Origin of the sequence: Lactococcus ileimucosae (assembly GCF_943193185.1) — a bacterium.
Classification (GTDB): Bacteria; Bacillota; Bacilli; order Lactobacillales; family Streptococcaceae; genus Lactococcus; species Lactococcus ileimucosae.
This window is the reverse complement of the sequence record NZ_CALPDE010000032.1, coordinates 1-16787: the sequence shown is the minus strand read 5'-3', so window position 1 is coordinate 16787 and position 16787 is coordinate 1. Positions and strand designations below refer to the sequence as shown.

Annotated in this window: 14 protein-coding genes and 1 pseudogene; 13 read left to right on the top strand and 2 right to left on the bottom strand. The window is 39.7% G+C overall.

Annotated elements, in window-relative coordinates; genetic code table 11:
* From NFR51_RS10125 to NFR51_RS10095, 7 genes and pseudogenes are all read left to right on the top strand, one after another.
* A pseudogene (locus tag NFR51_RS10125) lies at positions 1-681 on the top strand (hypothetical protein); the annotation flags it as partial.
* 281 nt (positions 682-962) lie between these two features.
* Complete coding sequence (locus NFR51_RS10120) at positions 963-1859, top strand: class II fructose-bisphosphate aldolase (protein WP_251423200.1); 897 nt, start codon at positions 963-965, stop codon at positions 1857-1859.
* Positions 1860-2267: 408 nt separating this feature from the next.
* On the top strand, positions 2268-2789 hold the full coding sequence (locus NFR51_RS10115; protein WP_251713536.1) for a YcjF family protein: 522 nt from the start codon (positions 2268-2270) through the stop codon (positions 2787-2789).
* A gap of 312 nt (positions 2790-3101) precedes the next feature.
* The gene (locus NFR51_RS10110) at positions 3102-3950 is read left to right on the top strand and encodes a PRD domain-containing protein (protein ID WP_251713535.1); all 849 of its coding nucleotides are present in this window, start codon (positions 3102-3104) and stop codon (positions 3948-3950) included.
* Between the two features lie 12 nt (positions 3951-3962).
* Positions 3963-4688, top strand: coding sequence for a glucosamine-6-phosphate deaminase (locus NFR51_RS10105; RefSeq protein ID WP_251713534.1), 726 nt, complete (start codon positions 3963-3965; stop codon positions 4686-4688).
* Between the two features lie 36 nt (positions 4689-4724).
* Positions 4725-6620 carry a beta-glucoside-specific PTS transporter subunit IIABC gene (locus NFR51_RS10100; protein ID WP_251713537.1) on the top strand — a complete coding sequence of 632 codons (1896 nt, stop codon included), beginning with the start codon at positions 4725-4727 and terminating at the stop codon, positions 6618-6620.
* A gap of 9 nt (positions 6621-6629) precedes the next feature.
* Complete coding sequence (locus NFR51_RS10095; RefSeq protein ID WP_251713533.1) at positions 6630-8063, top strand: glycoside hydrolase family 1 protein; 1434 nt, start codon at positions 6630-6632, stop codon at positions 8061-8063.
* Positions 8064-8239: 176 nt separating this feature from the next.
* Here NFR51_RS10095 and NFR51_RS10090 read toward each other — a convergent pair whose 3' ends face one another.
* Entirely contained in the window at positions 8240-8944 is a 705-nt protein-coding gene (locus NFR51_RS10090; RefSeq protein ID WP_251713532.1) for an alpha/beta fold hydrolase, read from the bottom strand.
* A gap of 195 nt (positions 8945-9139) precedes the next feature.
* Between NFR51_RS10090 and NFR51_RS10085 the strand changes: the two genes are divergently transcribed.
* From NFR51_RS10085 to NFR51_RS10070, 4 genes are all read left to right on the top strand, one after another.
* A complete protein-coding gene (locus NFR51_RS10085) occupies positions 9140-10645 on the top strand; it encodes a glucosaminidase domain-containing protein (RefSeq protein ID WP_251713531.1) in 1506 nt (501 codons plus the stop codon).
* 146 nt (positions 10646-10791) lie between these two features.
* Positions 10792-11880, top strand: coding sequence for a DUF4097 family beta strand repeat-containing protein (locus NFR51_RS10080; RefSeq protein ID WP_251713530.1), 1089 nt, complete (start codon positions 10792-10794; stop codon positions 11878-11880).
* 36 nt (positions 11881-11916) lie between these two features.
* Positions 11917-12120 (top strand): PspC domain-containing protein, encoded by a 204-nt coding sequence (locus NFR51_RS10075; RefSeq protein ID WP_251713529.1) that lies wholly within the window; start codon positions 11917-11919, stop codon positions 12118-12120.
* A 31-nt stretch (positions 12121-12151) separates the two neighbouring features.
* Entirely contained in the window at positions 12152-12580 is a 429-nt protein-coding gene (locus NFR51_RS10070) for a PspC domain-containing protein (RefSeq protein WP_251713528.1), read from the top strand.
* A 60-nt stretch (positions 12581-12640) separates the two neighbouring features.
* Here the strand turns inward: NFR51_RS10070 and NFR51_RS10065 are convergent, their stop codons facing one another.
* Complete coding sequence (locus tag NFR51_RS10065) at positions 12641-13390, bottom strand: biotin--[acetyl-CoA-carboxylase] ligase (RefSeq protein WP_251713527.1); 750 nt, start codon at positions 13388-13390, stop codon at positions 12641-12643.
* 146 nt (positions 13391-13536) lie between these two features.
* Here NFR51_RS10065 and metK point away from each other — a divergent pair, with 146 nt between their 5' ends.
* A complete protein-coding gene (gene metK, locus NFR51_RS10060; protein ID WP_251713526.1) occupies positions 13537-14730 on the top strand; it encodes a methionine adenosyltransferase in 1194 nt (397 codons plus the stop codon).
* A 244-nt stretch (positions 14731-14974) separates the two neighbouring features.
* Positions 14975-16591, top strand: a complete 1617-nt coding sequence (gene rny, locus NFR51_RS10055) for a ribonuclease Y (RefSeq protein WP_251713525.1) — start codon at positions 14975-14977, stop codon at positions 16589-16591.
* The last annotated feature ends 196 nt before the right edge of the window (positions 16592-16787 follow it).

Sequence of the window (16787 nt, the reverse complement as noted above, 5' to 3'; positions counted from 1 at the left end):
TATACGCATCATGCCGACTTGTCAGACTTCCTGACAGCCGTACAGAACGGTTCTATCGATAACAACTGGGGGAACCCGGGACCAAATGATAATGTCCAACCTAACCAAATCAACTTTAGCATCATGGCACCGGGGACCATCTTTACTATGGCTGGGGAGCAGTATCGTTATTTAGAGAATCAAGGTGGGGGGAATCATTTGATTATTCGGAATCATGCGATTGTAAATGTTTCTTGGAATAATCAGAATACTCGTCTCAATCAGTGGTATGATACTCTTGACCCAGAAGTTCAAGCCATGGTACAGCCTGTGTCAGACAGTTTTGTGACAGGAGCAGTGCCAGATGCAGATGTTACATGGTCAGATCCTGCGCGTTGGGTGCCTAATAATCTAGATAACTTCCCAGAAATTGCTGCAGATGTGACTACAGTTGTTTCAACAGGTACGCCCCGTGCTTTTGCGATTTCTTTAGCAGATGTAGCACGCCTATCAGGCCCTGGGACCGCTTTTACTGGACGTTTAGAGCGTCTAGCAGCTGATAATGCTTGGTGGTGGATTCGCACTCCTGGAGCTTCAGGTTATGCTTGGCTTATAAATACACATGGCAGATTACTTGCGACGGAAGAAGTGGGACTTTCTCGCCTTAGTGGTGGTATTCGCCCTGCCCTGATTGTTCATTAGACAGTATAAGTTTTCTAAGTCAAAAATAAAGTCCCTTAGCCAAGTTATTCCTCTGTATCAAGGCTGAGTGATTTTTTGCTTTTCCCAATGCAAAGAGAAATATAGAAAATCGCTGCAGTCTCATTTTTCTCTATTTATGATATAGGCCTAAATCCCGCAAAAGGTCAGCCGTTTTTTCTAAAAAATCCAGAATACAAGCGCATTCATCACTTATAACTAGAAAAACAGTTCACAAAATGCTATACTAAGACGGTAATAGAAAATATTCGGAGGAATTTGAAATGGGAATCGTTTCAGCAGAAAAATTCGTACAAGCCGCTCGTGACAATGGTTACGCGATTGGTGGTTTCAACACAAACAATCTTGAATGGACTCAAGCTATCTTGCGTGCAGCAGAAGCTAAAAAGACTCCAGTGCTTATTCAAACTTCAATGGGTGCTGCAAAGTATATGGGAGGCTACAAACTCTGTAAGCTCCTCATTGAAACACTTGTGGAGTCAATGGGTATCACTGTACCAGTAGCTATTCACCTTGACCACGGTCACTTTGAAGATGCTTTGGAATGTATCGAAGTTGGTTACTCTTCATTGATGTTTGACGGTTCACACCTTCCAATTGAAGAAAACCTTAAACTCGCTGAAGAAGTTATCACAAAAGCACATGCTAAAGGCATCTCTGTTGAGTGTGAAGTTGGCTCTATCGGTGGTGAGGAAGACGGCATCATCGGTGAAGGTGAACTTGCTCCTATCGAAGATGCAGTAGCAATGGCTAAACTTGGTGTTGACTTCCTTGCAGCTGGTATCGGTAACATCCACGGTCCTTACCCAGAAAACTGGAAAGGTCTCCACATCGATCACTTGACTAAATTGAACGAAGCCCTTGTTGAAGCTATGGGTAAAAATGTTCCTATCGTATTGCACGGTGGTTCAGGTATCCCTGACGATCAAATCCGCGAAGCAATCGCTAACGGTGTAGCTAAAATCAACGTAAACACAGAGTGCCAACTTGCATTTGCAAAAGCAACTCGTGAATTTGCCGCTGAATTTGAAGCTAACGAAGCTGAATACATGAAGAAAAAACTCTTCGACCCACGTAAATTCTTGAAACCAGGTGTTGATGCAATCACTGCAGCAGTAGAAGAACGCATCGATGTTTTCGGTTCAGCGAACAAGGCGTAAGCCTTGTTCTGCGAAACAATCTTTGATTGTGAGCAAACAAATATTGTTCTTGTTCTGCGAAACAATCTCTGACTGTGAGTAAACCAAGTATAATTTTCGATTATGCCCAGAACAATTTCAAAGAAATTGTTTGAAACAAAGCTTAATCAGTTTACAGAATAAAACGTTTGTCAGAAATGACAAGCGTTTTTGTTTTTGTCTCATGTATTTTTTACCTATCAAAAAGAATAAGTCAACGGGACTCAAAATATCTAAAGAAAATGTTAAACTTAAAGAAGAAGCAAAAAGTTTCTTGATTGACATTCTAGAGGACACAGCAAGTGCGAGGAAAGAGAAGACACTTGGAAGCAAACAAAAGTAAGACGAACTTAAAAATCTATCTTAAATTTACTTTATTAAGGAGAAAATATGGTAGGAATAACGAAATTTTCAACAAAGAAAAAAGGGCTGAGGTTAAACCAAAAGCAAAAGAGTGGAGAAGTCTCAAATGTTCAAACACCTGAAAGTGTCAAGAAAATGATAAGCAGTGATAAGGCCCAGAAGGTTCGTACAACCATTCACGGCGCTTCACTTACAGCTGCTGGGGTAGGTGCTTTGCCTCTGCCTATTGCAGATGCCTTAATCTTGGTTCCTATTCAGTTAAGAATGTTGCGAAAGATTTATAAAATATATGGTGAGAAATTTAATGATAAATTTGTGGTTAATTTTATAAGAGTAACCCTTATTCCGTATATTGGGAGATCGCTGTCTCGTTTAATCCCAGGAGTTGGAAATGTCATCAATGCTTCGATTGCTGCTGCCATAACAGAAGCTATAGGTTGGAGTGCAGCTGTATCTTTAGAAAAAGGAATAGATATCACAAAGGATACTGAAAAATTTGAAGGTCTCGTGATGGACATGCTGAAAAACATTATGAAGCGCACGAAATAAAATAAGAGATGTTAAAACTAAAAAGATACTTCAATCAATGTTTGTCAGCAATGGCAGACATTTTTGCGTTGGCAAATATTTTTTTCAAAAGCTGTTTTTTAGAGAGTAAAAGTAACAAATTTGACATCTAATATCAACAAAAAATAGAAAGCGCATACATATTGCTTGACAGTTTTTTTTTGAATATTATATACTGAATTTATCAATTGAGTCGTGACTATTAAATTAGGCGAAATCAAAAGTAAGCTTTTCATGGGGAAGTTCTTCTTTTGATTTCGTCTTTTTTATGTCATAAATTTTTGGGTCCAAAAAATGAAAATTAACAAAATACTTAACAATAATACGGTTTTGGTTATAGATGATCAAGGTCAAGAAAAAATTGCTATGGGGAAAGGAATTGCTTTTGGCAGAAAAGTTGGTGAGATGTGTGAAAAGAGTCAGATTGAAAGACTTTACACCTTAGAGAATAAAGGGTCTGACCAACTGTTAGAAAGTATTCCCCAAGAAATTCTTTATGCAGCAGATTATATCGTCAGGATAGTAAAAGAAAAGCTTGAGACGGAAATCTCAGATGCACTTTTTGTCGCTATTGCAGACCATTTAAATGGAGCTGTGATTCGTTCTAAAGAAGGTGTATCCATGAAAAATTTCTTGCTATGGGATGTGAAAAATATCTTTAGAGAAGAATTTGAGATTTGCCGAGAAGCTATGACTAAAGTTTCCGAGGAGATGCATATTGATTTTACTGAAGATGAAGTGGGTTTCATTGTTTTACACATTGTGAGTGCAAGCCTGTCTAACGAAAACTCTACAGCAGAAATTTTACTTAAACTTATGGAAGAAATTTTAACAGTTATTAAGTACAGTTTGAAGACGAGCTTCGATGATAATGACATTTATTTTCAACGTTTTAAAACACACTTGAAATTTTTCACAGAACGCGTTTTGACACACAAAAAGCTAGAAGGCAACTTGCACAAAAACCAAGACAGTGAGATGTTCGATCTGATGAAAAATAAGTATCCTAAAAGTTTTGAAACAGTCGAGAAAGTGACGGATTTCATCAAAAAACAATACAACTATGAAATTTCACTCGATGAGCAATTTTACTTGATGGTTCATTTGAGTCGTATTATGAAAAAGAGTGAGGTAAAGGAATAAAAGAGGGATTTTATGAAAATTGTTGTTACCAAAGATTATGAATCATTAAGTGAAGTCGCAGCAGCTATGGTACTTGAAAAAATGATGTTACCCCAGCGTGTCAATTTGTCTTTGACCGCGGGAGCAACACCTTTAGGTATGTATAAAGTTTTGATTGAACGTCGCAAAACTTTACGTATGGATCAGTCAAACATTCATTATTACAATTTTGATGAAGTTCCTCTGCCTAAAGCTGAAGACAACTTTACCATGGGAGACCTTAACCAAGCATTTTATAATCATACAGATATTGATAGAGCGAACATTCATCCGCTGCCAGTGGATGGCATTCAAGATTATGAACATGAATTAATGATGAATGGTGGCATTGATCTCATGGTGCTGGGTGTAGGTGCTGATGGTCATTTTTGTGCCAACATGCCTGGATTTACCAGCTTTGACAAGGGAGTTTTTGAAATTCCTATCGTGCCTGGGCATAAGTTGTATGATCAACTTTTAACCTTGACACCGGAACTTCCAGGAGAAAAGATTGTTACATTTGGTCCACGTGCAGTATTGAGGAGTAAACAGCTGGTTGTGTTTGCATCAGGCGCAGGTAAGGCTGAGATTATCCAAAAAATAATTTCAGGTCCCATCACTGAGGACATTCCTGCAAGCATTTTGCGTACACATCCAAATGTAACCTTTATTTTGGACGAAGCAGCGGCAGCTTTGGTCGATGATGTCAATATTATTTAATAAACGCTATAAAAATATAACAAATAGGAGAAAATGATGGGTAAGTATGAAAAGCTTGCAAATGAGATTGTAAAGCAAGTCGGGGGCAAGGAAAATGTAGCCTCACTGACAAATTGTATTACGCGTTTGCGCTTTAAGTTGAAAGATGAGAGCAAAGCGAATACAGATGTATTAAAAGAAACTGACGGTATCGTCACGGTTATTCAGGCAGGGGGACAGTATCAAGTGGTTATTGGTAATCATGTCCCTGATGTACGTAGCGATGTAGATGCTGTGCTTGGTGTGCTTGAAGAAACAGAAGCAGCACCAACTGGAAGTCTCTTTAACCGCTTTGTTGAGATGGTTTCAGGTATTTTTCAACCGATATTGCCAGCACTTGCTGGTGCCGGTATGATTAAAGGTTTGGCAGCTATTTTCTCCTTTGCTTTAGGGGCAAACTTCCAAGCTTCACCAACTTATGCTGTTTTGAATGCAATGGGTGATGGTTTGTTCATGTTCCTGCCAATTTTTATCGGCTACACCGCCATGAAGAAATTCAGAGGTTCGCCTTTCTTAGGAATGATGATTGCGACCGCTATTGTTTATCCAGGATTTTTAGATGGCAGTATTACGGCTAAGTTTGCCGAAGCAGGAGGATTGAACTTCTTCGGGATTCCATTTTCTGTTCCAACGGCAGGCTATGCTTCATCTGTTATGCCGATTATTGCTATTGCTGCCTTCGCTGCTTTCTTGGAAAGACAGCTGAAGAAAATCATTCCTGATATGGTAAAACTTTTCTTGGTACCATTTTTTACCGCTCTCATCGTTATCCCGATTGGCTTCTTGGTTGTTGGACCAGTGATGAATATTGCGGCAGACTTGTTGGGAGACGGCTTTATCGCCCTTCAAGGCTTCAGTCCTTTACTCTTTGGTTTACTTTTAGGTTTTTCTTGGCAGATTTTGGTTATGTTTGGCCTACATTGGGCATTGATTCCATTTGCAATTATGGCGACAGCTCAAGGTGAGCCTACTGCAATTTTAGCCGCTGCAGGTACAGCTTCATTTGCACAAACGGGAGCTGTTGGTGCGGTGATGTTGAAAACAAAAGATAAACGCTTGCGTGAGTTAGCTATCCCAGCCTTTATTTCAGGATGGTTTGGTGTAACGGAACCAGCTATTTATGGTATTTCCCTACCTAAAAAGCGTCCATTTTGGGTATCCTGTGTCGTTGCCAGCTTGGCAGGGGGACTTAGTCTAGTATTAGGACAACAAGTTTATCAAATGGGCGGTCTCGGTGTCTTTAGCTTCCCAGGCTACATTACTTATGAAGGCGACATTGCTCCAGCAATTACCTTTGCATTGATTGCAGCTGCTACTGTTGTTGTGAGCCTTATTGCCACTTGGGTCATCGGCTTTGAAGACGGGAATGTTGAGCAGGCCATGAGTCACGAAGAAGCTAAACAAGCAGCACTTGGTAAGCAAGTGGTGAATACTCAAGATAGCTTAATTTCAGCACCCTTGGAAGGGGAAGTAATTCCTTTAGTTGAAGCTGCAGATCCTGCTTTTTCTTCCGAAGCACTTGGAAAAGGAGCTGTGATTGAACCTTCTCTCGGTGAAGTTTATGCACCATTTGATGGTGTGATTGAAACGCTTTTCCCATCTAAGCATGCCATTGGTTTAAAGTCCAACCAAGGCGTAGAACTTTTGATTCATGTGGGTATTAATACAGTTGAATTAGACGGCAAACATTTTGAAGCCTTTGTATCGCAAGGACAAGAAGTTAAAAAGGGAGATTTACTCTTGAAATTTGATATAGATGCGATTAAAGAGGCAGGATACAATGTGCAAGTGCCAATAGTTGTGACCAATACGAAGACTTTTGGAAATGTATTGCCTACAGACACCAAGCGTGTAGGTAGAGAAGACGTACTGTTAACAGTTATAGCTGAGTAAGGAGTAGAGATGACATTTAAAGATAATTTTTTATGGGGCGGTGCGACAGCAGCCAATCAGTTAGAAGGTGCTTTTGATTTAGACGGTAAGGGATTGAACGTAGCCGATATGAAAACAGTAGGTGGGCGTGGAAAGTCACGCGTTTTCACACCGACTTTGGATTTAGAAACCTACTATCCGTCTCATAAGGCAATTGATTTTTATCATCATTACAAAGAAGATATCGCCATGTTTGCAGAGATGGGCTTCAAAGTATTTCGTCTCAGTATCAACTGGTCCAGAATTTTCCCTCAAGGTGATGAAGTGGAGCCTAATGAAGCCGGTCTAGCCTTTTATGACAAAGTGTTTGATGAATGTCTCAAACACGGGATTGAACCCTTGGTAACTTTGAGTCACTTTGAAATACCATTAGGACTTATGGAAAAATATAATGGTTTTCTTAGTCGCGAAACGATTGACCACTTTGTCCATTACGCTACAACTTGTTTTGAACGCTACAAAAACAAAGTCAAGTATTGGATTACATTTAATGAATTAAACTTTGGAACAATGCCGCATGGTGAATTGACTGTTTTAGGCTTGCATCCTAAAGGAGAGTTTCCCTTAGATAAGATTCCTTCAAATGAACAACATCGCTTCCAAGCATTGCATCATGCCATGGTGGCTAGCGCAAAGGCTATAATAAAAGCAAAGGAAATTAATCCAAACTTTGAAATAGGTTGTATGATGGCCCATATCACTATGTATCCTTTGACTTCAAGCCCTGAAGACGTCTTGCAGACAAAAGAGTACGATTTGCTGGTTAATAAGTTTGTTTCTGATGTTCAGGTTCGCGGGAAGTATCCTGCCTTGATTGAAGCCTATTTTAAAAACAAGAACATAGAGCTTGATATACCAGAGGAAGACCGCGACATTTTAGCAAAAGGAACAGTTGACATGTACACCTTTAGTTACTACATGACCATATGTGTAACACAACAACATGGGGCACCTGCTTCTATGGGTAACCTCGTTGGGGGAGCGGCTAATCCTTATCTTGAGTCAAGCGAGTACGGCTGGCAAATTGATCCGATAGGTTTGGAATATACCTTGATTGACCTTTATGATCGCTATGAGATTCCTCTCTTCATCGTTGAAAATGGTTTAGGAATGGAAGATGAAGTGGCAGCTGATGGTTCGATCAATGACGACTATCGTATCGCTTATTTTAAAGCTCATTTTGAAGCGATGAACCGTGCGATTGAAAAAGGAGTTAACCTTATAGGCTATACTTCATGGGGCTGTATTGACCTTATTTCAGCAGGTACAGGAGAAATGCGTAAACGCTATGGCTTTATCTATGTAGATATGGATAATGAAGGTAAAGGAACATTCAAACGTTCTAAGAAAAAATCATTTGACTGGTATAAGGAAGTTATCGCTTCAAATGGTCAAAATCTTTAAGTGAAGTGAGGATAAAAGTCCAAAATAAAGCAAAAACACTCGAGAAGGCATTAAATGCATCATCTTGAGTGTTTTTCTTTTTAAGGGATTAAGGTTTATCTTATATCATAATTTTATCGCAGCCATGTTGAAAAGAAATTATTAGCTTAGAAAGACCCGCAAAAGCGGGAAAATAATTAGTCTACTGCATTGACCGTTTCCTCCAAAAAATCACAGACGATTCTGCTGAAATTATTGGGACGAAAATAGAAAGTCAGATGACTTCCCCAAGGAATGATAAGAAGCTGACTGTGTGGGATATTTTTCGCAATCTCCCGCGCATGTGCGGTTTTGACCACATCAAATTGACCATTCAAGACAAGAGTAGGAGCTGTGATATTCTGGAGTTGCTGGATATTTGGGAGAGCATCATCTAAAAGAAGGTTGAAGGCTGGTGAGTTTTTGGAGATAAGCTGTGCCAAAACATGAAGTACTTTTATTGTGAAACGTACAGGGGAATAAAGCCCTGAATAAGTAGTATTCCCTGAGTTGAGAATCAACTTATGGATACGTTGAGGATAACAGCTGGCTAACAGCATCGCAATATTTGCGCCATCGCTAAAGCCGAGGAGATTGACCTGTTGAAGGTGCTCAGCTTCCATAACCTCTAAAGCATCTTGCATCAGTCGTCCAAAACTGAGTTTCTTGCCCTCAAACAGACTCTTACCGTGCCCACGTGTGTCAATAGAGATGCATCTGTAAGACGTTTTTAGCCTTTTAATGAGCCGTTTAAAAATACTGCTGTTCTGCGAATTACCGTGAAGAAGAAGCAGGACAGGACCCTCTCCCTCAATTTTATAGTAAATTTTCACGCCATCACTTGTAGTCACATATTTTTCCATGATTTTATCCTTGATGTTAGTATAGCAGATTAAATTTAAAAAAGGAGTTTGTAATGATAATGAAATAAAAGTAAAATGATTTCTCATATCGGTTGAGCAAAGAAGTATTTTTTGTTAGAATAAAGTGGAGAATTTATTTATTAAAAAAAGATGATAAAAATAGGTTTTCTATTTTTTGAGGAGAGAAAATTAACAATGGCTAGAACAAAATACAAACATATGAAGGTAAAGGAGCGTAAAGCTTTATCAAAAGTGACTTTGAGTGCAGCAGCAGTCTTAGGGATTACAGCTTTTGGTGCAACCGCTCATGCAGATAGTTTAGTGTCTACTACAGATGTAAATTCTAATTTAGAGTTTGAAATTAAGCCTTCCGATGAGCTCGTGCTTGGAGGATCAGACAGTGGCGATTTGAATCACAGTGAGGGTTCTGGAGAAACAGTAGATCCAGAAACACCAGTTGACCCAGAAACTCCAGTAGATCCGACAGAACCAGTGGATCCGGAGAAACCTGTAGATCCAGAAAAGCCAGTAGACCCTGAGAAACCAGTGGATCCAGAAGAACCGGAGAAGCCAAAACCAGAAAAACCGAAACCAGAGAAGCCAAAACCTTCTACGCCAAAGCCTGAAAAACCTAAGCCTGTTCCGAGCACGCCAGCGCCGGCACCAGCTCCATCAGCACCTGTATATTATGCGCCTACTTACACCGCTCAAGATGCAGTAACGACTTATAAGCAGGCCCGTACAGATGGCGATATAAAGTTTAATAAAACGAATATTGCTGTACCGCCTTTGACTAAGATAAATAACAAAACAGCTGAAGATTTTATTAAGAGTATTGCACCACGTATCTCACAGCTTGCAGGGCAAAATAATCTTTATGCTTCACTGATTATTGCTCAAGCTATTTTAGAATCTGGTTACGGACGTAGTAATGTCGCTTCAATCTACCATAACTTGTTCAACATTATTGGTGCCTTTAACGGGCAGTCAGTAACCATATCTTCAGGGACTTATCGTGCCTACAGTACTTATGATCAATCACTTGTAGATTATATTAATTTGATGCTGCATGGGACAACATGGAATAGCAAAATTTATGCTGGAAGCTGGAAAACAAACAGTGATAATGTAGAAGATGCAGCACGTTCTTTGCAAGGGATTTTCGCGACTGATCCGGAATATGCAGCGAAACTGATTCAAATCATTAAAGAATATAATTTGACACAATATGATGACATTGAAAACTTATCGGAAGACATAAGAAATCTTGAAGCCCCTGCGAGTCCTTTACTTGAGGCTATGCCAAGTGGTCTGGAGTTCCCAGAATACAATGGTGTTCAGTATTCAGGTGCAGCAAGTTACGCTTGGGGAAATTGTACACAATATGTATACAACCGTATCTTCCAGTTGGGAGGTAAAATTGGGCAGTATATGGGCAATGGTGGCGATTGGGGAGCAAATGCTGTTGCTCAAGGCTACTATACAACAACTGTCCCACAGGTGGGTTATGCAGTGAGCTTCCCACCGGGAGTAGCAGGTGCTTCTGCGGAATATGGTCATGTTGCCTTTGTAGAAAAAGTTAACAAAGATGGCTCAATCCTTGTTTCAGAAATGAATGTTGAAGGTTTGAATGTGGTAAGCTATCGTACCATTTCAGCAAGTGATGCGAGTCTATCTACATATATTCAACCTCAAAAATAAAAAAGCTGATTCGAAAGAATCAGTTTTTCTTATTGGAAAGCTAGAAATAAAAATCAGTCCAAAGGCTGAGAGTATCTACAACGAAATATGAGATAATCTTAGTATAGAGGTTGACATGCCTCAGTTCTATAACAGGAGGAACAAAAATGAATAAAAAAGATAGAATTATGGACTTGATGCGCCGAGGAATTATCTCGGAAGATGAGGCTTTAGAATTACTTGATAAATCAAGCCCCATGACTGAAGAAGGGGCAGCAGAAAGTAAAGAAAAATTTAAATACACCGATAAAGATGGATTCGTTAATCATGAAGTTGACTTCATGGATTCTTTCAAAGGGATTATGGATCAAATCGTGTCTAAGGGAAAAGTTGTCTTAAAGGATGCTTCAAAAGCAATTGATGAGAATATTGACTTTTCTAAAGGGTTTCCAAAAGTAAAATCTATAGTTAAAACTGTAGAAAAAGACATTGAGGGTGATTTTAACTCAATTAACTTGGCTATTAAGGCAGGTAAAATTGCTGTTTATCCAGGAGAAAATGCTCATGTGAAAGCAGAGTACAAAATTTATGGAGCAGTTGCCCCAGAAAAAATTGACGAATATTTAGCAGAAAAAACGCAGTTAGAGGTAGTGGATGGCGTTTTAGAGATTACTGCATCAGACAGTTTACGTATCGTTCTTAATCTAGAACTTTATTTGCCAGAAAAAACATATGAAACTTTTGATTTCAAGTTTGCACATGGCGATGTTAAAGTCGAAAAAATAAGTGTGGATAAGGTAAAAATTGACCAAGTGAACGGAGATGTTGAACTTTCAGAAATGCTGAATAAAGACGTTGATGTCACAGTTAAAAATGGTGAAATCAAGGTTCTAGATGGTTCAACAGATGTTCTCAAATTAAATTCAGCAAATGGTGATATTAGAGTGACCTCTGCCTTTGAAGACGGCAATGTTAACCTGGTAAATGGCAATATCTTATTGACTCAAACGCAAGATAAAGCCCGCAAACTCATTGTGAAAAATGTCAATGGGGATGTTAAACTTTCCGTTCCTGAGCATCTTGGGCTTGTCGGCCATGTACGCACTGTTTTTGGGGGCTACAAAACGCGTCTAAACTTGGATAATCCGTTTGAAGCAAGCCGAAATGGCGCTGCGGTTGTTCGTACTGGAGCAGAAACATTAACCTTTGAACTTGAGACAAAGTCAGGAACAATTTGGCTTAAAGATGCAGACTGAGCAAGCTTCATCTCAATATTTAAGAAAGGAGAGAGCATGGCTCAGAGAAAATTAACAAAGTCATTAGACAATCGCATGCTGACGGGGACTATCGCTGGTTTAGGTGAGTATTTTGGTCTCGATCGTGATAAAATTACCTTGATGCGTATTTCATATGTGTTTTTCGCTCTGGGGAGTTTGGGAACGCTAATCTTGGTCTATATCATAGCAAGTTGGATTATTCCCAACTCTTATCAGTAATTTGAAAAATAGTTTCTAGAAAGGAGAAAAAGTGTCTCAAAAACAACTCACAAAGTCATCAAGCAACCGCATGTTAACAGGTACAATTGCAGGTATTTGCGAATACTTCGGCTGGAGCCCTGATATCATTACTTTTGTGCGTATCTTATATGTACTCTTAGCTTTTGGAAGCTGGGGAACTCTTATCCCTGTCTACTTTGTAGCCAGTTGGATTATTCCAAGTGCTGGTCAAGGTCAAAGGCGTCAAGGAGATTATCAAGAACACTGGGAGCGCAAGTCACAAAACTTCGACTCTCGAGTAGATGAGTGGACCGATAAGATGGGGCAGTGGTCTGAAGATTACTCCGATAAGTGGGCGAATCGCTACGCAAATAAGCAGACCAATAAAAAAGGGAAACGCAAAATAAAAGAGGCAGAGCCCATCATCGATGAAAAAGAAGACGATTGGTCAGATTTTTAAAAAAATAACAATTCCGAATTTCGTAAACTCCTAATAATATAAATAAAAAATGGACGTCCATCACGTCCATTTTTTGAGTGATATTTCTCCACTTGATAAGATTTTACATTGGCCATTCTCTAGCTGAACAATCAGCTTTCCATCAGGTGTTAAATCCATTGCTTTTCCCTTATAAAGCGTTTTATTTTCTTCAAACTCAACTTTTTTTCCTAAGACGAGGGAACGAGATTTGTAAAAGCTGAAGAAGTCACGATTGGACAGTCTGTAAAATTCGGACCATATTTCAGCAACCAGTTCAGAGCGTGTGACAGAAGGGGGTTCTGTAAATAATGAACCAGCCTTATGTGCGAGTTCTTCTGGGAACTTTTGAATATAAAAATTAATCCCGATACCCAAGGCAATCTGTAAGCTCTTATCTGCTTGAACTTGAGCTTCGGCTAAAATACCGACAATTTTTTTGCCGTCTAGGTAGATGTCATTTACCCATTTGATCTCTGTTTTTTTTCCTGTTAAGTTTTCGATGGCTGAGACCACAGCGGCGGCGGCCAGCAAAGTATAATTGGGCAAACTTTCTAGAGAACCTGTGGGCCTTAAGAGCAGTGTCATATAAATGCCACCATCTGGACTAGCAAAATACTCGCGACCAAAACGACCATAAATTCCTGTTTGCTTTTCAGACATATATAAAGTATCTGCCTGTCCATCACTCTTGGCATCAATCTGGGTTGAAACAGATTGCTCGAGAATTTTAACATCTTTCAGCCAAGGGTTGGCTGCTAAAATAATTTTTTTATCTAAAGGATTTTTCATTTAGGCAAAGTATATCAAAAAATTCCAATTTGTGCTAAAATAAGGAAGTTACAATTTCCGATGGCGGGAGAGTAATCTCCAGGTGAGTAATCACTACCATTTAAGCCTGTAACCGAAAAATACTTAAGAAGTAGGGGAAATAAAAAATGTCAGAAAAACGTTTATTCACATCAGAGTCAGTTTCAGAGGGGCATCCAGATAAGGTGGCTGACCAAATTTCGGATGCTATTCTTGATGCTATTGTGGCACAAGATCCAGATGCACATGTGGCTTGCGAAACAGTAGTTTATACAGGCACAGTCAATGTATTTGGCGAAATATCAACCTCAGCTTATGTTGATATTGCTGGAGTAGTTCGTGAAACCATTAAAAATATAGGCTATACAGACAGTGAAAATGGCTTCGACTACAAGTCAGTTGGCGTCCATGTTTCACTCGTAGAGCAGTCACCTGATATTGCTCAGGGAGTAAATGAAGCAGAAGAAGTTCGAGGGAAAGAGGGGGAAAATATTGACCCACTTGACCTTATCGGTGCGGGTGATCAAGGCATGATGTTTGGTTATGCCACCAATGAAACGGAAGAATATATGCCACTCGCGATTTCACTTAGTCACAAATTAGTGAAAAAATTGGCAGATTTACGTAAATCTGGAGAGCTTACTTATCTGCGTCCAGATGCTAAATCACAAGTTACAGTGGAGTATGATGAATCAGGGCAAGTGAAACGTGTTGATACAGTCGTTATCTCAACCCAACACGCTGCTGATGCGACAAATGAAGTGATTCATCGGGATGTGCTTGAAAAAGTAATTAAGGAAGTTATCCCAGCACACCTCCTTGATGAAGATACAAAATACTTTATCAATCCTACAGGGCGTTTTGTTATCGGGGGACCACAAGGAGATTCTGGCTTGACAGGGCGTAAAATTATTGTGGACACTTACGGTGGCTATGCCCCACATGGAGGTGGAGCTTTTTCTGGTAAGGATGCGACAAAAGTTGACCGTTCTGCCTCATATGCAGCACGCTACGTGGCTAAAAATATTGTGGCTGCTGGCTTGGCAGATAAGGCACAGGTACAACTGTCTTATGCGATTGGTGTCGCTACACCAACCTCTGTTAATATTGACACATTTGGGACGGGGAAGGTTTCAGATGACACTTTATTGGCAGCTATTCGTGAAAACTTTGATTTACGTCCAGCAGGAATCATAAAGATGCTTGACTTGCTTCGCCCGATTTATGGGCAAACTGCAGCTTATGGGCATTTTGGACGTACCGATGTCCATCTTCCATGGGAGCGCTTGGATAAGGTGGATACCCTTAAAGAGTTACTCTAATGAGCAGAACTGTGTGTGAACACGGTTTTTTATTTTCCGCAAAAAGCACTGTTTTTACTGATATTGACATAATATTTTTAAAATCAAACTGTTAAAAATTTGAAAGCGGTAAAATACTTAATTGAAACATATCCCAAAAAATGATAAAATGTAAGGAGTGTTTCTATGGAAGCACATGTGAATTATAATCAAGCTATCTGTTCTATCGCACCGCGATAGAGCAGGTATGAATAAAAGGAGACAGATGAACGTCATATCACTCGTTCTGCTTGTCTTATTGATTGTATTGGTTATTGCCTTTATTTTTTACGCTCAAAATATTAAGAAAAACAAGCAGGATGCTGAAAGTCTTTTTATGCAAGCAGAAAGCAAGGCTAATGAGATAACGGCAACTGCACAGCGTGATGCTGCTCTTGTGAGAAAAGAAGCGGAAATCCTCAGGGATGAAGCAGAAGCTTTCAAGAAAGAAGCACGTTTTAATCTTCGTGAAGAAGAGCAAAAACAGCGCCGTGAAATCGAAGATGAATTTAAGCAAGAACGTAAGGAGTTAAGAGAAACAGAACAACGCCTAAAACAACGTGAAGAAGTTCTAGATCGTAAGGATGACAAACTTACGAATAAAGAACGTAGCTTAGACTCTAAAGAGGAAGCGCTCTCTGAAAAAACTGATACACTCAATAAGCGTGAGCAAGAGCTTTTAGAAATTGAAGAAAAGAAAGAAAAAGAATTAGAACGTATCGCTGCTTTGACAAGAGACGAGGCGAAAGAACTCATCCTTAGTGAAACACGCGAGGGTCTAACTAAAGAGATGGCACAGCTTATTCGTGTGAGTGAGGAAAAAGCACATGCTGAAGCTGATAAACGTGCGAAGAACATTGTTTCGCTTGCTATCCAGCGTGTTTCTAGCGATTCGGTAGCTGAACAGACCGTATCAGTAGTAACCTTACCTGACGATGGAATGAAAGGACGAATCATCGGGCGTGAAGGTCGAAACATTCGTACTTTTGAAGCCTTGACGGGTATTGATGTTATTATTGATGATACGCCTGAAGCAGTTGTCTTATCTGGCTTTGACCCGATTCGACGAGAAATTGCTCGCATGACATTGGAACAACTGGTCCAAGATGGTCGTATTCATCCTGCACGCATCGAGGAACTGGTTGAAAAAAATCGTAAGGCTCTAGACCATAAGATACGTGAGTATGGTGAGCAAGCAGCCTTTGAAGTTGGTGCGCATAATCTGCATCCAGATTTGATGAAGATTATGGGGCGCCTGCATTTCCGAACTTCTTATGGTCAAAATGTTCTTGACCATTCGATTGAAGTTGCTCATGTTGCAGGAAATCTTGCTGGCGAGATGGGCGAAAATGTGAGCCTTGCTAAACGTGCTGGTTTCTTACATGATATCGGTAAAGCACTGGATCATGAAGTTGAAGGTAGTCACGTCGAGATTGGGACAGAACTTGCACGTAAGTACAAGGAGAACCCGATTGTTATCAACACAATTGCGAGTCACCACGGCGATACAGAACCTAACAGTAATATTGCTACTTTAGTTGCTGCAGCTGATGCACTGAGTGCAGCACGTCCTGGAGCACGCCGTGAATCGATTGAAAACTATATTAAACGTCTGCGTGACTTGGAAAATATCTCAACCAGCTTTGAAGGTGTTGAAAGTGCCTTCGCTTTACAAGCAGGGCGTGAAGTTCGTGTCATGGTTAAACCAGAAAAACTTACAGATGACCAAATTGTTATTCTAGCGAGAGATGTAAAAAATCGTATAGAAGACGAAATGGATTATCCTGGTAATATTAAAGTCACAGTCATTCGCGAAACACGTGCTATTGACTATGCAAAATAGGAAAACAAAACATAGAACACCTTATCACAAAGTCAAGAAGCCCCTTCTGGGGCTTCTTTTCTCATGCTTTCCTTGGTTCAGAAGAGAGAAATAAGCAAGCTCCAAGCCAAAGTAAACAACCCTTTTCTCATCAAACACTCATTTCATTTGACCTTTTTTTTTTTTTTATACTATAGACTCAGAAAGTAAACGTAAC